The sequence below is a fragment of the Altererythrobacter sp. C41 genome, assembly GCF_016803135.1.
In the GTDB taxonomy this organism is placed as follows: domain Bacteria; phylum Pseudomonadota; class Alphaproteobacteria; order Sphingomonadales; family Sphingomonadaceae; genus Pelagerythrobacter.
The window spans coordinates 41,847-62,398 of sequence record NZ_JAEVFE010000012.1; the positions used below are offsets into that span (position 1 = coordinate 41,847).

16 protein-coding genes are annotated in these 20,552 nt (G+C 62.9%); 9 read left to right on the forward strand and 7 right to left on the reverse strand.

Going from position 1 to position 20,552, the window contains the following annotated elements; translation table 11 throughout:
* Positions 1–3: 3 nt before the first annotated feature.
* Positions 4–1,626 (reverse strand): GMC family oxidoreductase N-terminal domain-containing protein, encoded by a 1,623-nt coding sequence (locus JNO53_RS14390; protein ID WP_203113052.1) that lies wholly within the window; start codon positions 1,624–1,626, stop codon positions 4–6.
* A 343-nt stretch (positions 1,627–1,969) separates the two neighbouring features.
* Here JNO53_RS14390 and JNO53_RS14395 point away from each other — a divergent pair, with 343 nt between their 5' ends.
* Entirely contained in the window at positions 1,970–2,917 is a 948-nt protein-coding gene (locus tag JNO53_RS14395; RefSeq protein WP_203113055.1) for an amidohydrolase family protein, read from the forward strand.
* On the opposite strand, the gene JNO53_RS14400 is transcribed toward JNO53_RS14395, so the two are convergent.
* From JNO53_RS14400 to JNO53_RS14410, 3 genes are all read right to left on the reverse strand, one after another.
* A complete protein-coding gene (locus JNO53_RS14400; RefSeq protein WP_203113058.1) occupies positions 2,896–3,684 on the reverse strand; it encodes an SDR family NAD(P)-dependent oxidoreductase in 789 nt (262 codons plus the stop codon). The two genes, JNO53_RS14395 and JNO53_RS14400, sit on opposite strands and share 22 nt — an antisense overlap.
* Before the next feature lie 73 nt (positions 3,685–3,757).
* Entirely contained in the window at positions 3,758–5,242 is a 1,485-nt protein-coding gene (locus JNO53_RS14405; protein ID WP_203113061.1) for an FAD-dependent oxidoreductase, read from the reverse strand.
* Positions 5,243–5,317: 75 nt separating this feature from the next.
* The gene (locus JNO53_RS14410) at positions 5,318–6,223 is read right to left on the reverse strand and encodes a LysR family transcriptional regulator (RefSeq protein ID WP_203113064.1); all 906 of its coding nucleotides are present in this window, start codon (positions 6,221–6,223) and stop codon (positions 5,318–5,320) included.
* A gap of 288 nt (positions 6,224–6,511) precedes the next feature.
* Between JNO53_RS14410 and JNO53_RS14415 the strand changes: the two genes are divergently transcribed.
* From JNO53_RS14415 to JNO53_RS14430, 4 genes are read left to right on the forward strand one after another with little or no spacing between them, the layout of a single operon-like run.
* Positions 6,512–7,720 (forward strand): cytochrome P450, encoded by a 1,209-nt coding sequence (locus JNO53_RS14415; RefSeq protein WP_203113068.1) that lies wholly within the window; start codon positions 6,512–6,514, stop codon positions 7,718–7,720.
* A gap of 4 nt (positions 7,721–7,724) precedes the next feature.
* Positions 7,725–8,045, forward strand: a complete 321-nt coding sequence (locus JNO53_RS14420) for a 2Fe-2S iron-sulfur cluster-binding protein (protein WP_203113071.1) — start codon at positions 7,725–7,727, stop codon at positions 8,043–8,045.
* A gap of 38 nt (positions 8,046–8,083) precedes the next feature.
* The gene (locus JNO53_RS14425) at positions 8,084–10,465 is read left to right on the forward strand and encodes a TonB-dependent receptor (protein ID WP_203113073.1); all 2,382 of its coding nucleotides are present in this window, start codon (positions 8,084–8,086) and stop codon (positions 10,463–10,465) included.
* A 47-nt stretch (positions 10,466–10,512) separates the two neighbouring features.
* On the forward strand, positions 10,513–11,781 hold the full coding sequence (locus tag JNO53_RS14430) for an MFS transporter (RefSeq protein ID WP_203113076.1): 1,269 nt from the start codon (positions 10,513–10,515) through the stop codon (positions 11,779–11,781).
* A 21-nt stretch (positions 11,782–11,802) separates the two neighbouring features.
* Here the strand turns inward: JNO53_RS14430 and JNO53_RS14435 are convergent, their stop codons facing one another.
* The gene (locus JNO53_RS14435; protein WP_203113088.1) at positions 11,803–12,675 is read right to left on the reverse strand and encodes an SDR family NAD(P)-dependent oxidoreductase; all 873 of its coding nucleotides are present in this window, start codon (positions 12,673–12,675) and stop codon (positions 11,803–11,805) included.
* Between the two features lie 204 nt (positions 12,676–12,879).
* Between JNO53_RS14435 and JNO53_RS14440 the strand changes: the two genes are divergently transcribed.
* From JNO53_RS14440 to JNO53_RS14455, 4 genes are all read left to right on the forward strand, one after another.
* Positions 12,880–13,692 (forward strand): SDR family NAD(P)-dependent oxidoreductase, encoded by an 813-nt coding sequence (locus tag JNO53_RS14440; RefSeq protein WP_203113091.1) that lies wholly within the window; start codon positions 12,880–12,882, stop codon positions 13,690–13,692.
* The gene (locus tag JNO53_RS14445) at positions 13,650–14,735 is read left to right on the forward strand and encodes an alpha-hydroxy acid oxidase (protein WP_203113094.1); all 1,086 of its coding nucleotides are present in this window, start codon (positions 13,650–13,652) and stop codon (positions 14,733–14,735) included. Before JNO53_RS14440 ends, JNO53_RS14445 begins: the two co-directional genes overlap by 43 nt.
* Positions 14,736–14,805: 70 nt before the next feature.
* Positions 14,806–16,347 (forward strand): aldehyde dehydrogenase family protein, encoded by a 1,542-nt coding sequence (locus JNO53_RS14450; RefSeq protein ID WP_203113097.1) that lies wholly within the window; start codon positions 14,806–14,808, stop codon positions 16,345–16,347.
* Positions 16,344–16,853: a nuclear transport factor 2 family protein gene (locus tag JNO53_RS14455; RefSeq protein WP_203113100.1), complete on the forward strand. Its 510-nt coding sequence runs from the start codon at positions 16,344–16,346 to the stop codon at positions 16,851–16,853. Before JNO53_RS14450 ends, JNO53_RS14455 begins: the two co-directional genes overlap by 4 nt.
* On the opposite strand, the gene JNO53_RS14460 is transcribed toward JNO53_RS14455, so the two are convergent.
* Together JNO53_RS14460 and JNO53_RS14465 are read right to left on the reverse strand one after the other, a co-directional pair.
* Positions 16,850–18,466, reverse strand: a complete 1,617-nt coding sequence (locus tag JNO53_RS14460) for an MFS transporter (RefSeq protein WP_203113103.1) — start codon at positions 18,464–18,466, stop codon at positions 16,850–16,852. The two genes, JNO53_RS14455 and JNO53_RS14460, sit on opposite strands and share 4 nt — an antisense overlap.
* 47 nt (positions 18,467–18,513) lie before the next feature.
* Complete coding sequence (locus tag JNO53_RS14465; protein WP_203113106.1) at positions 18,514–19,848, reverse strand: spinster family MFS transporter; 1,335 nt, start codon at positions 19,846–19,848, stop codon at positions 18,514–18,516.
* Positions 19,849–20,552: the final 704 nt, after the last annotated feature.

Here is a 20,552-nt window from a genome sequence, read left to right on the forward strand (position 1 = left end):
TTGTCATCGCTGTTCCTGTCTGGCGTCGTCGAGGATCATCTCGGCGCCTTTCTCCGCAATCATGATGACGGGAGCATTGGTGTTGCCGGATACGAGCGCCGGCATGATCGACGCATCCACGATGCGCAGCCCCCGCACGCCGCGAACGCGCAGGCGTGGATCGACGACAGCTCCTTCGTCGGCACCCATCCGGCACGATCCGGCGAAGTGATGGCCGGCGCTCGAGCGCTGCCGGATGTGCTCCATCAGTCTGGCGTCGTCGCAGTCCAGGGGCGGGTCGCCCTCATCGGCGAGATAAGAAGCCATCGGCGCGGAGCGCATGATCCCGCGAAGCTTTTTCATTCCGGCAAGGACGAGCCGGCGGTCTTCCTCGTGACTTAGATAGGCGGGATCGATGAGCGGCGCGGCCTTGGGATCCGCATTGCGAAGGCGGATCGCGCCCCGGCTCTTCGGCCGCAACTGATACGCCGAAGTCATGAAGCCCGAGTTCGGCAGGAGCCGGGTTCCCATGCGATCGGTGCTGAACAGCAGCAGATAGGCCTGCGTGTCGGGCCGACCTTCCCCGCCGTCGGCACGATAGAACGCGCCGCCGAAGCCGGCTGCGATGGTAAGCGGTCCTTTGCCTCTCACCAGGTATTCCAGTCCGGCGCCGAGGCGGCCCATCATGGATCCCAGCCGGTCGTTCATCGTGATCGGCCGGTTGGCGACATAGCTGCTGCGGACGTTGAGATGGTCCTGCAGTCCGCGGCCGACCTCTGCGCGTGTACTCACGACGGGAATGCCAAGCGCCGCAAGGTCCGCCCCCGGGCCGACACCCGAAAGCATGAGCAGCTGCGGCGAAGCGATGGCTCCCCCCGCCAGGATAATCTCGCAGCTTGCCACCGCCTCGCAGATCCGGCCGCGATGCCGGAAGTGAACCGAGGCGGCTCGCCCATCCTCAAACCCGATCCGCTCGACCAGCGCACCGGTCAGAACCCGCAGGTTCCTGCGCTTGCGCGCATGCTTCAAGTAGCCTGCGGCGGTGCTGCTGCGACGCACGCCCCGCACGGTCATCTGATAATAGCCGGCGCCTTCCTGTGTCGCGCCGTTGAAGTCGTCCGTCGGGGGTATACCGAGCGCGGCTGCAGAGGCGATGAATGCCTCTGCAAGTTCGTGAGGCTCCACCGGATCCCGCACCGCGACCGGGCCGCCGACGCCGTGATAGTCATCGGCCCCGTGCTGCTGGTCTTCGGCCTTGCGAAAATACGGCAGGACGTCGTCGAAGGACCAGCCGGTATTCCCCGCGGCGGCCCAGTCGTCGTAGTCCTCGCGCTGCCCGCGCACATAGAGCAGACCGTTGGTCGAGCTGCATCCACCGAGGACCTTGCCCCGGGGTACGCCGATGCTCCGCCCTTCCAGGCCGGCTTGCGGCACCGTGGCGAAGCGCCAGTCCAGCCGCGGGTGATCGAACAGCTTGCCGTAGCCCAACGGTATGTGAATCCACGGACTGCGATCCGGACCGCCCGCTTCGATGAGCAGAACCCGGTAGCGCCCGCATGCCGAAAGGCGGTCGGCCAGCACGCAGCCGGCCGTTCCACCGCCGATGATGATGAAGTCCGCCTGTGCGGCCAGGTTGCGATCGGCCACGGTCCGCTACCGGCCGAAAAACGCGGGATTTGAATAGTTCAACGTAGTGCGGGCCGGCATCTGATCGCTTCTTTTCGCAGCGTGGGCGCTGACGTCCTGGATGGCGATGACACCACCCGGCCAAACGAAGAGGGTCAATCGGCGCGCTTGGATCGATGGAATTCATCGCTCCTTCGAAATTCGGCCGCGCTCTCCCGAGAATGTGACGCGACCCTCGTCTCTACGGGCATTGTGAAGCCCGCATGTGGAAATCACACCTCAAACGCGATCGATGATTTCCGCGGAACGGGGCGAGGCAAATATGGCAAAATCTCACGAACACGCAGGCGGCACGCACGGGGGCGTGATCGACGTGCAAACCCACTACGTGCCCACCAAGGCGGCCAGACTTCTGCACGACATCGAGGTGGACGGGATTTCTCGCACGCTCGAGCTTGATTCCCCGATGTGCACCCTCGATGCCCGGTTGCGAGCGATGGACGATGCGGGGGTGAACGTGTCGGTTCTGAGCATGGCGCCGATCGGCGTTGTCGCCGACGAGCAGAGACGGCGGGACATCTGCCGCGCCGCCAACGACGGCCTGCTGGAGGCTTGCGCCGCCCACCCAAACCGGTTCGTGATGGCCGCCGCGCTGCCTCTGCCCGACCCCAGCGCCGCCCATGCCGAGCTTGCGAGGATTTCCGGCGAAGCGGCGCTGCGCGCGGTTCAGATCGTTGCCCAGACGACGGGCTATCGCCCGGACCACGGCTTCGACGAGGTGTTCTCACTCGCGGCAAACCAGCGGTTGCCGATCCTCCTCCACCCGGCGGCGGGAGTCGCGGACTTGTCGCCCGCGTTCGACGACTACGGCCTCGCCTCCGGCATGCATGCGATGGTTTCCCACGCATTGGTCGCCGCTCGCATGATCCAGTCCGGACTGCTCGACCGCGTGCCGGACCTGGAACTCATTCTCACGCACCTCGGCGGAATTCTTCCATTCCTGATCGACCGGCTCGACAGCCGGCATGCGGGGCCGACGCGACATCCGCCGTCCCATTATCTGCGGACCCGCGTTCATCTGGACAACTGCGGCTATCCCGCAGGGCCGGCCCTGCGCCTCGCGATCGATACCGTGGGCGTCGAGCGTCTCCTGATCGGCTCGGATTGGCCGTCACGTCCGATCGCCGCCGCGCTGAATGCCGTTCGCGGCGCAGGCCTGAGCGAGCGCGAGGAGAGCGCCATCATGCGGGACAATGCCTCTCGCTGGTTCGATCCGGCTGTCCCCCGTGCTCAGTATTCCAGGGTCGGATAGCCCCCGCCGTTGACGAACATGAGGTCGCCGCTGACGCCGGACGCCCGGTCGGAACAGAGGAACACGAAGGCGTTCGCGACTTCCTCCATGGTCATGTAGCGGCCGATGGCTGTCATATCGCCCAGCCTCTCGACGGCATCCGATGGCGGGGCCGTTTCACGCTTGAGCGGCGGTTGGAACGGCCGGTTCGCACCCGCCTTCTGAGTACGGCAGATGCCAGGGGACACGACGTTCACCCTGACCCCGCGGGGGGCGGCTTCGAGCGCGAGCGTCTTGGTCATATTGACGATCCCGCCCTTTCCCGCGGCCTGAAGCGCAAAGCCGTAGATGGGGTTGAAGGCCGCGTCGGCCGACATGTTGACGATCGCACCGCTGCCCTGTGGGTACATGATCCGAAGGGCTTCCTGGCAGCAGAAGAATGTCCCGCGCAGGTTGACGTTCATCACCAGGTTCCAGAGGTCCTCGGTGACATCGAGCGTCTCGCCCCGCCACGAGTATCCACCGATGTGGGCGGACGCATCAAGCCGGCCAAAAGCCTCCAACGTGCTCTTGAAGCCCGTTCGAATCTGGTCGACGTCTCCCAGATCGACGTGCAGCGCGATCGCTTCGGCCCCCATCTTCTCGAGTTCGTGGGCGGTCTCCTCGTTGTTCTGATCATGCACATCGAGACAGGCGACCTTTGCCGCCCCCTCCCGCACGGCAAGCAGAGCGGTTTCACGTCCGATTCCACTGGCTGTACCCGTCACGAGCACCGTCTTGTCGGCCATCAGCATCGCGCATTCTCCCCGTGGCATCGTTTATCGTCCCCGTCCTGACTGGTGGGCGGCGCGGACAGCAAGATCAGATCGCGTCCTCCAGCGCCGTCTCGGCAGCCATTGCGCCGAAGGCGAATGCCTCGCCCAGATTGGCACCTGGGGAGGGGTAGAGAACGCCGATGGCACCGCCCAGCTCGCCCGCCCCATAGAGCCCGCGAATGGGTTCCCCGAAGGGATTGAGAATGCGAGCCTTCGCATCGCGCCGCGGGCCGCCGTTCGTCGTCGCGCCGCCCGGATAGACGGGAACGCAGTAATAAGGCGGTTCGTCGATCGGCACGAGCGAACTCATCGGTCTGCCGAATTCGTCCTCTCCAGCCGCGCACGCCGCATTATACGCCGCGACGGTCGCAGCGGCGCACTCGGGATCGAGACAGCCGGCGAGCCGGGCCGCTTCCTCCACACTGTCGGCTTCCTTGATCCAGCCCATTTCGATCTCTGCCCGGTTGTCCTTGCTCCAGGCGTAATGACCGAAGGATCCACCGGACAGCGGGCGCGCGTTCAGGCGCCGGCTGTCGAAGATCCAGTATGCGGGGATCCGCGGGTGCTCGAGCAAGTCTGCATCATAGTGAAGCAGTTCATAGTAGAAATTCGGCTTCGAAACGGCCTGCAGGTACTCGTTGGCGAAGCGTCTGCCGTACTTGTCGACGATCGCGTAACCGGGCGGGTTCACCGAAATGTTGAAGCTGATGTCCCGCCCGTCGGGATGGGTGAAATGTCCCACCGCGCGGCCGATCATCTGATTCATGTGCCAAAGATCGGCGCCCACGGCCTGTGCCATGCGAATGCCGTCGCCGGTGTTCGAAGGGGCACCGTAGAAATATATCGGGTAGGCCTTCAGATGGTTGAGGATCATCTCCTGGTTCTGCTCGAACCCGCCGCAGGAAAGGACCACCCCTTTGCCTGCGCGAAACGTGACCGTCCCCTCGGCTGTTTCACAACGCACCCCGACGATGCGATCATCCGCCTGGAGGAGGCGCTCTGCTCGGTGACCAAAGAAGGGATGAACGTTCGGCTCGGCATCCACCGCCTCGACCAGTTGATCGTGAAGCGTCTGACCGTTGCCGAAAGGAACCGGTCCCTTGAACGCCAGTTCGCCGGGCGCGGGCAGCGTGTAGTCGACGCTGGCAGGATCCACACCGCGGGGCATCGGGGCGTAGACTTCGATCGATTCGAAGCCCGGAAGCTTGGGGTACCATCCCCCGGCAGCGTGCATCGATTCAATTCCGATGTCCCTCGCCCATGCCTGCACTTCCACGGCTCTCTCGGCCCAGGCGCGGCTGACCTCGACCGGGATCATGCCGCCGGAGCAGGCGTCCAGGTACACCGTTGCCTGATCGATATCCGTCGCCCCCATGAACAGCCCGCCCGACATGCGAGTGCTCGAGAAGTGCGCATCTTCGGGCTGCTTATCGACAAGCGCGACCCTGGCACCGCGACGGGCGGCGGTGATCGCAGCGGCAACGCCGGCGGCGCCGTAGCCGACGACGACGAGATCGAAATCATGGGTCATGCCCAGCTGGCTATGACGCCCGCGGCGCAGTGTAAATCGAGCGCCTCGTTTCTTCGCCTGTGCGATGAATTCGGCCTAAGTTCGGGCCGGTTCGATCTGTCCCAACTTGTTCAAGACGAGCTGAACCAGCGCGTTCACCGGCGCGATCTGCGACGGCGCGCGCCAATAGAGGCAAATGGGAATCTCGTAATCTATCGAGGCAATCCGGCGGAACATGAGACCCTCCATCGGAGCACTGGGACCGGGCTCGGGAATGATCGCAATGCTATGTTCGTCGCGGAGCCGTGCCAACAGTAGGGAGAAGTTGTCGAACGTCTCGGCGAAATCCGGCACGAAACCCTCTGCTCGGCTGGCAGCGAAGAACCGGTCGATATTGCCGCTCCATGTGCGGCGAGCGGTCGTAATGAGGGGAAAATCCTGAATGTCTTTCGTAACCAGATCCGCTTTGGTCGCGAGAGGATGCCGTTCGGACAGGACGACACCGCGCGGGACATTCAGCAAGTGGATGCGTTCCAGGCCGGCGGGCAATTCGAACAGCGGCACACCGATTGCGACATCGATTTGGCCGGCGGCGAGCGCCTCCGTCTGGGCCCTGGATGGCATTTGCAAGGCTTCAAGGCGGATCTCCGAATGGGTGGTTCGAAACTCGGCGATAATTTCGGTTATCAGCGGATAGGACTGGGCAAGTTGCACGATGCCAAGATGCAGCAAGGCATGGGGAGGCGCCCTGTTTCTGATAGCGTCGTTCGCCATGTCCAGTTGGCGAAGGATTGCCCGGACCGAGACGAGATAGTCCTCGCCCGCCGGCGTAAGACAAACTCCGCGCTCTGAACGGGAAAACAGCGCTTGGGCGAGCTCCTCTTCCAGGTTGCGGATTTGTCTCGAAACGGCCGGCTGTGCGATTCTCAGTTTGGCTGCTGCGCCACTGATACTCCGCGCCTCAGCAACCGCCACGAAGTATCGCAACTGCGATAAATCCATTCGCCTCGCCTCCTCAATCCCGCGAATTCCCGAGCAGCTATGCCGCGCGGGCATGGGTATATCACGCGATTATAGAGCACCGAGTGGGCCCCGGCGTGCAATCTCCCGCGAAACGATAAATCAAATGGAGATGGCCATGAAGGCGACCTGCCCAACCTGTAGCGTCCGAACGCAAACATCGCGGATGCGATCCTAGGCCACCCCCTTCCCGGACGGTCCGACGACCTCCCCGATTACGCGGCGAGGGACCCGATCCCCTCACTTTTTTCGCGACGCCAAGGACACCCCATGCAATCTTCACAGCACTGGTTCGATCTCTACGACCCGCGTCTGAAGACCGATCCCTATCCCATCTACAAACGTCTTCTGGAGGAGGAACCGTTCTTCACCAAGGTCGATGGAGCGCGTGCCGCAGTCTTCTCGCGATACCATCATGTGGAAGCGATCTACGGCGATGCCGCCCTCTTCTCGAGCGTCAAGCCTCCGAATGCCGTGAAATCGGTGGATTACTTCAGCGGACACTTGAACATCGCGTTCTCGGACCCGCCGGTCCACACACGCCTGCGACGCACGTTGAACCCCGCGTTCATGCCGGCGTCCGTCGCCCGCCTTACGCCAGCAGTAGAACGGGCGGTTGACGACATCCTGTCGGCTATCGAGGGTCGACCTCGGGTAGAGCTCATGGCGGAGATCGCGCGCCCCTTGGCCCAGCGGGTCATGCTCGGCGAATTGTTGCAAGTCCCTGCGGAAGATCACGACATTTTCCTCGACCTTGCCAGCGCTCTGTTCGCACCTGGCGGCCGCATGCCCGGCAGTCCCGAAGCGGTGCACTTCGATCGCTGCTGGAGTATGGCAGCCACTTACTGCCGCCGCATGATCGAGGCGGAGAAGGATACCCCGACCGACGGTGTTCTTTCCAATATCGTGCGCCGCGGCGGGCCGGACGGGGTGCTGACCGACGACGAAGTTTTAGCGCAGCTTATCACCTTGTTGACCGGCGGCTTCTCCACCATCGCAAGCCTGATCGGTACGGCCTTCCTGCAGATCGCGAGCCGGCCAGACCAACTCGCCCTGCTGCGTGGTGACCCCGCACTGGCAACGAACGCCGTGGAGGAGGTCGCCCGGCACCGCGCGCCGGGCTTGTTCAACTATCGCTTCCCGACGCGGGAGGTGGAATTCGCCGGCCTCACGCTCGAACGCAACATGCCCGTCTATATGCTGCAGGGCGCGACCTCGTTCGACCCCGATGTCTTCGATGATCCCTTCGTGTTCGACATCAGACGGCAGCCCAAGCGCCTGCTCGTGTTCGGACACGGCATCCATCACTGTATCGGTGCGCCGGTTGCACGACTGACCACCCGCACGGTGCTTCGCGAAGCGGTCAATCGCTTCGAGGCAATGGAGCTCGCCGAGCCGTTGGAGGCGATCCGCTATACCGAAGCCGCGCAGGAACTCAGCCCCGTCGCCGTGCCCCTCAGCCTCCGCAAGAAAGGCTGAGCCGATGGTGCGTATCCGTTTCGAAGCGGCCGAAGGGACCTATGAAGTCCACGCGGAGGCGAACCATACATTGTTGGACGCGGCCCTGGCCGCGGGAATTGCTGAAATCGAAGGTCAATGCGGGGGCTTCCTCAACTGCGCGACTTGCCACGTCTACGTGGCGGAACCGTGGGCCGAGAAGGTTGGGCCAGCCAACGAGGACGAAGAAGAACTCCTCGAGGGAACGCTGGAGCCGCGCCGGGCCACGAGCCGACTGAGCTGCCAGATCACGCTGCATGAAGGTCTCGATGGCCTGACGGTCCGCCTGCCACGCCGGCAGTCATAGCATTTCACCTTATAATCATCACATTGGGAGAGGATAGAATGGTTACAGTAGTTCGGCTGCTGACCTCGACGGCACTGGCCCTCGGCGGCGCCATTATTGCGCCCTCCGTTCATGCTCAATCAGAAGCATCCGACAGTGCTCAGTCGGTCGAACCCGACGACGCGACCGAAACGGCCCAAGCATCCGTTGCTGATGCAAATGCGATCGTCGTTACAGCGCGTCGCCGCTCGGAGAATTTGCAGAACGTGCCCGTCGCGGTCACGGCGCTATCGGGCGATATTCTGCTCGAGCGCGGCATTTCCGATGCGACTCAGCTCAACCAGCTCGTGCCTGGGTTGCGGATCGAAGCATTCAATTCTCCGACCAGCATGAACATCGGAATCCGGGGTGTACGTCCTAGCGAGATCGCACCGGGCCAGGACCCATCGGTCGGCGTAGTGGTGGGCGACATTAGCTATGGTTTCACGATTGGCATCAGTCCGCTGCTGTTCGATCTGGAATCGGTGCAGGCTATCAAGGGGCCCCAGGGAACCCTGTTCGGCCGAAACACCACAGGCGGCGTGCTGGTCATCCAACCAGCACGGCCGACGGACGCGATGGAAGGTTCCGCCACGATCGGCGCGACGCTCTTCGATGGCGGGCAGGGCGTAGAAGCGACAGGCGTCCTGAACATCCCCCTTGCCGATGGTATCGCACTCCGAGCCGCTCTCGATTTCGAGGACCGCGACGGCTACGTACGGAACGTCACCAATCCGGAAACATCGGCATACTATCAAACGATTCCCAATACCGGCTCCGCCAATTTTCGGCGTCTCAACGACAACAACCAGCTCGCTTGGCGCTTGGGCGCCTTGTTCGAATCCGGTGCGGTAGAAAGCTATTTCCTCTATCAGGGCACGCGGCTGCGAACGAACGGCACGGCATACGCGCCGACCGCAGTTCGGCCGGGCAGTGGCGCAACCTTCATTTTCAACGGCATGGACGGCCGGCCTTCGATCACTGAGGAGTTTGATCGGATCGAGGCAATCCAGCGAAGCGACTTCTGGAGCGCGCAGGCCAACGAACGTGTCTTTGCGCGCCTCGATCAATGGGCAGTTTCCAATGTGACCGAAGTCGAAATAGCGAGCGAGGTGACCTTCAAGAACATCATCGGATACCGTGACTTCGATCGTCTCGAACAACAGGACTTGGAAGGATTTCCGTTTCAGGTTCTCGAGGCAAGCATTCCAGATTACGGCCATGAATTCGTTGAGGAGATCCAACTGCAGGGGACTGGCAAGCAATTCGACTGGGTCGCTGGCCTCTTCTACAGCAACCAGGTTATCCAGCGCGATAACAACAGGGTTGTCCTGAACGGCGCCGACATCGGCTTTTCCGAGAACCACACGGAAGCGGACAGTTACGCAGCCTACGTCCAGACGACCTGGCGTGTGCCTGGATTGGACGGACTTTCGCTCACCGGCGGCTTCAGATTTACCCACGACGCCCGCAGAATGGCTCACACGAGCTTTACCGGCAGGCTCGACAACCAAGGCGCGTGCAATCTGCGCGACAACGGCGTCCCGTTCCCGGCAGACGCTTGTCTGATCGAAGGCGAAGCGAGGTACGATACGCCGACATGGCAGCTCAGCGGCGCTTATCAGGCGGATCCCGATACGCTGGCCTATGCCAGTTACTCTCGCGGATACCGAGCCGGTGGCTTCAATTATACTGCTACCGGACCCAACGATTTCGGCCCATTCGACCCTGAATACGTCGACGCTTTCGAACTGGGCTTCAAGCGCGATTGGCATTTCGGCAACGGCGCATTCTTGCGCACAAACGTGGCGCTCTTTCACTCCGATTACCGCGATATTCAGCGGCTGGTTGTTCCGCCCGGCGGTATTCTCCCGGCCATCGTCAACGCCACGACCGCTTCGATCGACGGCGGCGAGATCGAAATATTGTACCAGCCCACATCGGCTGCTCAGTTCGGATTGAACTATGCCTATGTCCGACCGGACTATAAGGATTTTCTCACCGGATTGGGCGACTTTTCCGATAACGAGTTCGCGCAGGTCTCGCGCCATCAGATTTCCGTTTCAGGCAAGATCGATCTGCCCGTCCCGGACTCAGTCGGTGAGGTTAGTCTTCGGGGCGACTATTATTACCAATCCCGCGTCTTCTATTCGGACACCGCCCAAGGCCCCGCGTTCGGACCGCTCAACTCGCAAAGCCAGGCCGGCTACGGTATTCTCAATCTCGGCGTTGACTGGCGCGGCGCGGGGGGCACGCCGATCGATCTTAACTTCTATGTAAATAACGTGCTCGCAACGGAATATCGCCCGTTCGGCATCGTCGTTTACAACTCCATCGGCTACAATGCGGCAACCATCGGCGATCCGCGTGTCTTCGGGCTGAAGGCAACGTATCGATTCTGATTCATCGAGCCGCGACGCACCGTCACACCCCAGCTCGGAGAATATCTTTGTCGCCTTCCGTCGCAACAGAGCGCCTGCCCTGGCCCACGCTGATTCTGTTCGTCTTGCTGTTCACGCTCGGCAATATCGATCGGGCGCTGGTGTCCGTCCTCGCCGAACCGATCAAACGAGAATTTCTGCTTTCGGACACCCAGTTGGGCCTGCTCACGGGGCTGGCATTCGCGATTCCTTACACGATCGCAGGCATTCCGATGGGGCGGCTGGTCGATCGAAGCCATCGAATTCGGCTCGTATCGATCATGATGGTGCTATGGAGCGGCCTGACCGCGATCGTCGCGATGTTGCACAGTTTTGCCGGCATGGTAGCCGTACGCGCTGCTCTTGGCGCGTCGGAAGCCGGGCAGGCTCCCGCGCTGACCTCGCTGGTCAGCGATATCGCACCGGAGGAACGACGGGGAAGTGCCATCGCGTTCCTCTACCTGAGCACACCGCTCGGCATAATAATTGGCTTTGCTTTCGGAAGCCTCATCGCCGCGCATTTCGGCTGGCGGATAGCCTTTTGGGTGGCATCTGCGCCCGGCTTCCTTCTCGTGGCGATCACTTGGTTATGCGTTCGCGAACCGAAGCGCGGGGTTCAGGATCAAGCTGTGGGCCAGCCTCCCAGCATTCACGGCTTCGCCTCGATCCTGCGGCGCGACTCTTACCTTTTACTGCTGATTGTGGCCTGTGGGGTAGCCGTCGCCAGCCAGGTCGGAATCAGTGCATTTCTCGCGCCGTTCTTCGTGCGCGTCCATGAGATCGGAATTGCCGAAGCGGGCGTGCTGATCGCCGCAACCTACGGCGTGGGTGGCCTCATCGGCATCGCGGGCGGCGGCATGGTCGGCGATTGGCTGAACCGGAAATCACGAGGCAGCGCATTGACCTGCGTCGCCGGCTTCAATCTGATCGCGGGCGTAGCCGCGATCGCAGCGGTTTCGTTCTCGACGCTCGTTCCCAGCCTCGTCTGTCTGGCCATCTACTCGATCTTCTGCGTTGCCTATTACGGCCCGGTCATCGGTGCCTATGTGACGCGCCTGCCTGCCGCGCGACGCGGCGTTGGCATGGCCGTCCTGATGATCGTCATGAACCTCGTGGGCTATGGCTTGGGACCGCAAATCGCAGGTGTTCTGAGCGATCTTTTCGGGCGTTTGGGCTATGCGGACAGCTTACGCCCGGCACTTGCGGTGACGGCGACCCTCTACGGAGTCAGCGCTATCGTTCTTCTGGCAGCATCAAGATCGGTTCACTCTAATCAGAGCTCGTTGGAATCGGTCTAGCGCGCGACGCGGCTGCAACTTCTAGCTGCGGGAAAGTCGGCTTGCGCCCCTGCGATCGCTTTGCCGCGTGATGACGGTGCCGCCCTCGGTCGCGCAGATCCGCTCCATATTGTCGCGGACCGCTTCTGGTGTAAGCTCCTTGTCGAGGATGCCGGCGGTTTCATAAAAGGCCACCCGCTGGACCAGTCCGCCACCTGTGGAGAACACCTCTCCGGTGACATCGCATTCCCTGCTGGTCAGAAAAACGCTCGTCGCAGCGACGAGGCTGGCGGGAAAGTTGATCTCGATCCAGCGGCGAAAGTCCCGGTCGGGATGGTTCTCGAGCAAGGATGTATGTGCTGTCGGCATGATCGCATTGATGCGGATGCCGTGCGGTTTACCGCTGATCGCCGCATCCTTGGTCAACCCGATTATTCCCGACTTCGAGGGCGCGTAGGCGCCGCTGATTCCGGAACCGAGCGCTGCGCCCGAAGACGTGTTGAGAATGCGCCCATATCCGCGCTCCACCATGCCCGGCCACACGGCACGCATGAGCGCATAAGGGCCAAGCAGGTTTACCTGAAAAACGCGCTCGATATCGGCATCGCTATCCTGTCCGAAGGGCCCTGGGCGAGAGATGCCCGCGTTGTTGATCAGGATGTCCACCGGCCCGAAAAAGTCGGCCGCGGCCCGTACGATCCGCTTCGCCGCGTCGACCGATCCCACCGGCGTAAGCTCGGCAGCAGCAGCCCCGCCGGCCGCCCTAATTTCGTCCACAACGGCCTGCGCCATTTCCCGAGCCGGGTCGTTGACAAGCACCTTCGCGCCGCGGGAAGCCAAGAGCAATGCCGTCTCGCGGCCGATTCCCGAGCCCGCGCCGGTAACGATGGCGCCTTGTCCGCTGAAATCGATCATCGCTAGCTTCCTTGTCCAGAGCACCGGCCCCTTTTGGTTCGGGATCGGATTCATCCAAGCAATGCGGCGGCCGCCGTCCTGAAAATCGCCATCGCGATAAAGTCCGGACGGCCTCATTTACTCGGGAAGAATCGCGGCTGCTTCGTTAGCGTTGCATCGCTTGCAGCGGAGAGATTGTACGTGAACGATGGGAACGGGCGGGAGTTGAAGACAGCCATTGTAACAGGTGGAGGGACGAGTCCCGGCCGCGTGCCGAGCATCGGCGAGACCGTATGCCGCTTGCTCGCCGAGCGCGGCCATCCGGTTGCCGTCGTCGATATCTCCGAAGAAGTAGCGGAGCAGACCGTCGCTGCGATCGAACAGGCGGGAGGCCGAGCCGTGGGAATCGTGGCCGACCTTACGCAGGAGACCGAGTGCGCGAGGTCCGTATCGGAAGCGGTCGATCGCTTCGGTACGATCGGAATCCTCATCAACAATGTCGGCGCGGGCACCGGAGGTGCCGCGACGGACATTACCGAGGAATCCCTGGACCGCGCGATCGCGCTGAACACCAAGTCGGCGATCTTCATGGCGAAGTACGCCATCCCCGCCATGCACGACGGCGGCGCCGTGGTGAATCTGTCCACGACCGCGATCGACCACCCGTCGCGCAGCTTGTCCTACGGCGCCACCAAGGCCGCGGTCGAGGCGCTGACCAAGCATATCGCGTTCCAGCATGGTCCCGACGGAATCCGCTGCAACACCGTTCGTCCCGGAGAAGTATGGACGGCAATGGTCGATCGGATGTGCGACAGCGAGGAGGCGGCTGCACGTCTGCGCGCCGAACGCGCCTCGCGCTGCGTGTTGCCGACAGACGGAGATGCGTGGGACATTGCCCGCGCTGTGGCATTCCTTGCGAGTGACGAGGCTCGCTGGATTACCGGGCAAACGCTTTCGGTCGACGGCGGCGCGCCGCTGATTCGCCCCAACCCTGAATGGCGCAGCCATCACAGTTACGCCAAAGCTCCGCGCCCTTGACGGGAATCGAGGACCTGCGCGAACGTGCCCGCGCTCTGCTGGACCCCGAGACGTGGCAGTACCTCGAAGCAGGGACAGATGACGGCGTCTCCGCACGGTGGGCGACCGACGCGTGGCAGCAACTCGCCTTGCACCCGCGCATTCTGCGCGGGGTGAGCGAAACCCGGGTCGCGACGGAAGTCCTCGGCACGCAGATCGCGCTGCCCGTGATGATCGCCCCCAATGGGCGCGCGACACGGTACTGCGGAGACGGCGAACTGACACTGCTCGAGGGCGCTCAGGCAGCCGGAACACTGGTGATCCTGCCCAGTTCGGTGATCCCCTCGCTCCCCAAACTGCGAGTGTTGAGGCCTTCCCAGCCGATCTGGCAACAGCTCTATATGGCTGGTGACCGAGCAATCATGCGCGATATCCTGGGGACTGTTCAGGAGGGGCGCGTGGGCGCCATCGTGCTCACTGTCGATCTGATACCCGATGGCAGAGCGGCACCGCCTCCCCCTCCACCGGCGTTCTGGGAAGGATCGGACCCGGCCCCTTCGTTCGACCGGCTTTATTCGGGCGCCTCGATCGACGATCTGGCATGGCTCTGTGCCGAGACGACAATTCCGGTAATCGTCAAAGGCGTGCTCCGGGGCGACGATGCGAATCTCTGCGTCGAAGCCGGCGCCGCCGGCCTGATCGTGTCGAACCATGGGGGCAATCAACTGGATACGGCGGTGAATGTCGTAGACGCCCTTCCTTCCGTAGTGGCAGGCGCCGGCGGCAAGATAGAAGTCTACGTCGACGGCGGCGTGCGCCGCGGCACGTCGGTTCTCAAGGCTCTGGCGCTCGGCGCGCGCGCAGTCCTCGTCGGCCGCCCCGCAAGTTACGGTCTCGCCGCCGACGGAGCCGAGGGCGTTACCGGAATGCTCCAATCGCTCGAGGCCGAACTGCGACGGGCAATGATGCTGTGCGGGGTCTCCTCCCTCGATGGGATCGAGCCGTCGCTGATTGGCCGCGGAATGGTTGATCGCCCTTCCGATAAAGTCGGGCAGGATTCCTGATCCCGCCCGACGACAGAGCAGGCCGCGGTTAATACAATTCCAGACAGATAATCGCCCAGGAGAGAGTGCCATGAGTCACAAGAATCCCCCGATCGCCGAATGGCGCATGCTCATCGATGGCGAACTGGTGCCGTCGTCCTCCGGCGCGGTGTTCGAAAACATCAACCCGGCGACGGACGAGGTTATCGGCGTTACGGCGGACGGAACGCGCGAGGATTTCCTGCGCGCAATCGAATCCTCACGCCGCGCCTTCGACACCACCAGCTGGTCGACCGACCGCGCGTTCCGGGCCAAGTGCATCCGGCAGCTTCAAACGGCGCTGCAACGCCATGCCGAGGAAATCCGCCCCCTGTTGTCGGCGGAAGTCGGAACGCCGATCTGGCTCACACGCGATACGCTGTTCGATGTGCCGGTCGCCCGTTTGTCCCATTACGCCGACCTCGCCGAGAACTACCAGTTCGATGACGAACTCGAAGACGTCGATTTTCGCGGCGTCGTGAGCAAACGGCGCATTCGGTACGAACCGATGGGCGTGGTGGCCGGCATCATCCCGTGGAACGGGCCCTGGGGCTCCGGGCTCAGTAAGGTCGGCCCTGCGCTCGCATCGGGCAGCGTCATCATCCTGAAGCCGTCGCCGGACGCGCCATGGATGGGAACGATCGTTGGCAAGCTGATTGCCGAAGAGACCGACATTCCGGCGGGCGTGGTCAATGTCGTGACCGCCAAGGACAACTACGCCGGGGAGGTGCTGACCAGCGATCCGCGCGTGGACATGGTGGCTTTCACGGGATCGGCGCCGAACGGCAGCCGCGTCGCAGAAGTCGGCGCGAAAACCCTGAAGCGCATGCTGCTGGAACTGGGCGGAAAATCCGCCTGGGTCGTTCTGGAAAGCGCGGACGTTACCGAGCAGGCCGCTCTTGCGGCCAAGACGATCTGCGCCAACGCAGGTCAGGGCTGCGTCGCCCGCAGCCGGCTGCTGCTGCCTCGCGCCCGCTACGAAGAGGGCATCGCTGCGGCCAAGGCAGCCATGGACGCGATCACGGTCGGCGACCCCCAGAATCCCAACAACTTCATGGGTCCGCTCAACAGCAAGCACCACCGGGAGCGCGTGCTCGGCTATATCGAGCGCGCGAAAGGCGACGGGAATCGCCTGGTCCGCGGCGGCAAGATCCCCGAAGGACTGGAGGTTGGCTGCTTCATCGAACCGACCTTGTTCGCCGACGTGAAACCCGACGACACTATCGCCCAGGAAGAGATCTTCGGTCCCGTTCTCGCGGTCATTCCCTACGACAGCGAGGAAGAGGCGCTGGAGATCGCGAACAACTCGATTTACGGCCTCTCCGCCCAGGTAGCCGCTGCGACCAACGAGGAAGCCTACGAGTTCGCCAAGAAGATCCGCACGGGCACCGTAAGCATCAACAACGGCACCTGGATGGCGATGGACGTGCCGTTCGGCGGCTTCAAGCAGAGCGGCATCGGCCGGCAGTACGGTCGCCAGGGCTTCGAGGAATATCTCGAGATCAAGGTGCTCGGCATGCCATCGGGCGAGAAGTCGGGCACGCTCGCCTGGGGCGAAGTCGAAGCCAGCGACAAGGTGGGCAAGGCCGCGTGAGCGACGACCTGTCGGCGCTGCGTGACCGGCTCCAGATTCTGGAGGACAAGGAAGCCATCCGCAGCCTTCTGGCCATGATTGCCCGCGGGACGGATCGGTACGATGGCGCGCTGCTGCAAAGCGCGATCCACGCCGACGCCACGATGGACATGGGTGGGAAGGCGATGACGGGACGGGCGTTTGCGGGAGCGATGACTCCTCCCGCAGCACCGCGCCCCGGCCGCATGCACATTCTCGGCAATGAGCGGATCGACGTCGACGGCGATGTCGCGCGCAGCGAAAGCTATCTCGTTTCCTGCCAGGACGTCCTGGTAGAGGGCGTGCGCAAGACACGTATTCGCGCGGGCCGTTATATCGACCGGTTCGAGCGCCGCGACGGGGAATGGAAGCTTGCCGCCCGTACGATGATCGACGAATGGGCCAGAATCGATCCCGTGGGCGAAGCGGTCGAGATTGCGGGGCACAGCGGCAGACCCGCCCCCCACGACGTCTCGTACCAGCTCTAGATCTCCGGCATCCGGTCGATTGGCGGCGCGATCAGCGCCGTCGAAATCCGCCGCTCCAACATCCGGTTGACGACCAGGGGCTCCTCGCGAAGCGCCGCGACGCGATCGTGCACCGTCTGGTCGGCGAGCGTGTGGCGGGTCTGCCGGCGAAGGTGATCGATCCACGTCAGGCTGTGGAATCGCTCGACCCACCGCGTGGGGTCGTCCATGTCCTGGTGCAAAGTCCACCGGTGGGCGCCATTGCGCCGGCGAATGCGGCCGAGATCCTCCATCGCAACCACGAATGCGCGAAAGTTCGCGGGCCGCACGCGATACTCGATCGTGACGACGATCGGCCCGTCATTGGCGCCTACGGGGCCTTGCAGATCATCGATAGGCTGACTGCGCGCAGGCGTGAGATCCGGCGCTTCGTCGGTGGTGAGCGGGAAGACGAACGCCAACATCAAGCTCGCGAGCATGGCTACCCCCGAAGCGATGAAGGCGAGCTCGACGTTTAGCGCGTTGGCGACGAAACCCCAGAACCAGCTGCCGAACGCCATACCGGCAAAGATCGATATCTGATTGATAGCGATGGCGCGTCCGACGACCCAGCGCGGCGCGATGAACTGGACGGTCACGCTGAGCCCGGTGAGCACCATCACCCAGGCGCCGCCCGCCACTGCCATCAGCAGAATCGACAAAGCGAGATGATGGCTGAGACCCAGCAGGATCGCGCTCGTGCCGAAGGCGAAAGTGCAGGTCTTCGTCAATCGCTCGCGGGTCATGGGTATGGCAGCCCGCAATATGGCGCCGACGACCGCACCTGCTCCGAACCCGCCCAGCAACAGGCCGAAGACCGCCGGACCGCCGTCCAGTGCGTCGCGGGCCAGAATGGCGGTCAACGCCCAGATCCCGCTCCCGCACAATCCGAAGGTGCCGGCGCGGACCAGCACTGCAATGAGGGCGGGCGAGAGAGACACGAAGCGAATGCCGGCCATGATTGCCTGCCCCACTCCCTCCGGTGGAAGCAGGCGTTCTCGCGGGGGACGTTTCCAGGTCAGAAGCGTCGCGATGAGGCCGAGGTAGGAAACCGCGTTAACCGCAAAGGCCGCGGCCACGCCGAAAGCCGCAACCAGCAGACCGCCGGTGGCCGGCCCCAAGCTACGCGCCATGTTGAAGCCCATGCTGTTGAGGCTTGCCGCGGACTCCAGGGCTTCACGGGGCACCTGGTCGTACATTGAGGCCTGCCATGCGGGCGCATGCAAAGCCGTACCCGCTGCGATCAGGAATGTGGCCGCGAGCAGCACGATCGGCGTCGTGATCTCCGCCAGGGTCAAACCGGTAAGGACGCTGGCAACCAGGAGCATGGTCAACTGCGCGACCAGCATGATGTTGCGGCGTTCATAGATGTCCGCCAGTGCACCGGCGGGCAGCGAGATGAGCATCATCGGCAATGTCGCGCAGGTCTGAACCAACGCGACCATCTCCGCATTGCCCGTAAGGGCCGTCATCATCCAGGCGGCTGCGACCGTCTGGATCAATCCGCCGAAGTTCGACGCCATGCTGGAAAACCAGAAGCGGCGGAAGATCGGGACGCGGAGCGGTTCGAATGCCTGGTAGGACGCCGAAGGCACGGCCTCACCTTTCCAACAAGGATATCACTTGGCCAAGCGCGGTGCGCTCACGGCGCCGGATGATCCCCGCTTCCGGCATGCTCCAGTTTCTTGATTGCGGCAGCGGCGTGAAGGAAGATCAGGCCACCGAGCGCAAAGAAGCTCGCCGTCACTACCAGCGCCCACCGGAGCGGCTCCACTACACCAAGCGATGCGAACAGATCGCTGGATAGACCGGCAAGCGGCGGTCCGAAGCCGTAACCGATCATCGTCATGGCGACCGCGAAGATTCCTGCAAGCGTGCCGCGCATGCGAACCGGTGCCAGGGTCATGTAGGTCGCGAAAGTGGCCCCATAATAGGTGTAGTTGAGGAAGTTGAAGCATCCGGTGAGAGCGAGCGCGAGGGTCCAGCTCGGCACGGTTACGGTGGCGATGGCGAACGCCGCGGCCAGCGCCATGAGAATGCCGACGATCCGGATCCCCCCGTCGAGCGAGCGTTTGGCCAACTGGTCGGCAACCAGCCCGCCTGCGAGCAATCCGATGATGCCCGTCGGCCCTTTGACCGCGCCGATCGCATAACCCGCTTCGGCAACCGACATTTCATGGACGCGGATCAGGAACGGCGAGAAGAAGGCGCCCAGTCCCGCCTGCGCGATGACCACGCACACCGCGGCAAGGAGCAGATAGAGCAGCGGCCGAATGGAGAGCAGCGTTCCCACAGCCCGGCGCAGACGATGGCGTTCGGGCGCTTCGCCATGCTCGGCAGGCTCTGCGGACTCGACCGGGTCGAAACGTCCCCGGATAGGCTCACGAACCGTGAAGAAGATGAGAGACGCGAGAACAAGACCGGGCCCGCCCGCGACGAAGAACGCGACATGCCATCCGTGCGCCGCAGCGATCGCCCCGCCGATCGAGAAGGTCAGCGCGACCCCGATGGGCGTACTCATGTAGAAGATCGACAGTGCCAAGCCCCGACGTTCCTTGGGGAAGTAGTCGGTAATCATCGACATCGACGCAGGCGAAGCGCCCGCCTCACTCGCCCCGACGCCGATGCGCGCAAGGGCGAGTGCGATGGCGGAAGTCGCCATCCCGCTCAGGAAGGTAAGGCCGCTCCAGATCGTCACCAGCGAGGCGAGCAAGGTGGCGCGGCGCACGCGATCGACCAGAAGGCCGAGAGGAATTCCCGCGATCGAGTAGGAAATGGCGAAGGCCAGCCCCGTTAGCAAACCGAGCTGGCCGTCGCTTAAGCCGAATTCCGCCTTGATCGGTTCGGCGAGCACGGAGATCAGAGTGCGATCCACCGTACTGAACATGTACACGAGGGTGAGCACGAGGAGCACGTAGTACGAGTAGATCGTCGAGGTGGGAGCCTGCTCGCTCCTGCTCGCGGATTGCTTCTCCATTCCTCTGCCTCGCGATTATCTGTCGCTCCTCATTACGGGGCTGGGTTCCGAATGAAATGGACCAGTGGCATGATCTCGCGAATGTTCGTGTAAGCGATATGCGGAGGGAGCAAGGGCGAGCGGACTTGGCCGCTCCATCATCGATGCACGATGCGATTCGCCGCCAAAGCGGGCCATGGCGCCGCGGTTATCGGGGTAAGTGGTGCCAGAAGAGGACTCAAAACGGCAAAATAACGTTTTGATATCTGATCGTTATACCAGATTTGATTTTGTGGATGGCCCCAGAAATGCCCCCACAACTAGAATACTGGAATGGTTCGAGTACCACTTCAGCCAACTTCCGGCCGCTTCGAACGCGTACCAAACACGGCGGCGAAAGACAAACCTTGGCCGCTTTGTATGGGCAGGCCGGGCCTCTGCAGTCGGATAGCCGTCATCCGTGTCCGCTCACCAGTCAGATGCATTTTCGAACGCGATTTTCCAGGCCTTAATGGCTAATAAGGTGATCGGGTTGGTAGCTAATTGGCTCCGACGCGGTGCGCTCTGCTTTCAAGCGCATTGGTCTTCAGGGCGCACGTGACGTGACCCCCAGCTTTCCTCCAGCTGGGATTAGAGCCGGGCGGTTGTTTTGCGCATGAGCGCGGTTGAAGCAATGGGCTGCGCAGCGGAGCCCGTAGGGCGTAGCGGAGCAGGCCATTGCTTTT

Excerpts from the sequence above, each read along its gene's own strand:
- JNO53_RS14400 (WP_203113058.1), bottom strand. The coding sequence starts at position 3,684 with ATGGCCGACAAGACGGTGCTCGTGACGGGTACAGCCAGTGGAATCGGA.
- JNO53_RS14405 (WP_203113061.1), bottom strand. The coding sequence starts at position 5,242 with ATGACCCATGATTTCGATCTCGTCGTCGTCGGCTACGGCGCCGCCGGC.
- JNO53_RS14410 (WP_203113064.1), bottom strand. The coding sequence starts at position 6,223 with ATGGATTTATCGCAGTTGCGATACTTCGTGGCGGTTGCTGAGGCGCGG.
- JNO53_RS14415 (WP_203113068.1), top strand. The coding sequence starts at position 6,512 with ATGCAATCTTCACAGCACTGGTTCGATCTCTACGACCCGCGTCTGAAG.
- JNO53_RS14420 (WP_203113071.1), top strand. The coding sequence starts at position 7,725 with ATGGTGCGTATCCGTTTCGAAGCGGCCGAAGGGACCTATGAAGTCCAC.
- JNO53_RS14425 (WP_203113073.1), top strand. The coding sequence starts at position 8,084 with ATGGTTACAGTAGTTCGGCTGCTGACCTCGACGGCACTGGCCCTCGGC.
- JNO53_RS14435 (WP_203113088.1), bottom strand. The coding sequence starts at position 12,675 with ATGATCGATTTCAGCGGACAAGGCGCCATCGTTACCGGCGCGGGCTCG.
- JNO53_RS14445 (WP_203113094.1), top strand. The coding sequence starts at position 13,650 with ATGGCGCAGCCATCACAGTTACGCCAAAGCTCCGCGCCCTTGACGGGA.
- JNO53_RS14450 (WP_203113097.1), top strand. The coding sequence starts at position 14,806 with ATGAGTCACAAGAATCCCCCGATCGCCGAATGGCGCATGCTCATCGAT.
- JNO53_RS14465 (WP_203113106.1), bottom strand. The coding sequence starts at position 19,848 with ATGGAGAAGCAATCCGCGAGCAGGAGCGAGCAGGCTCCCACCTCGACG.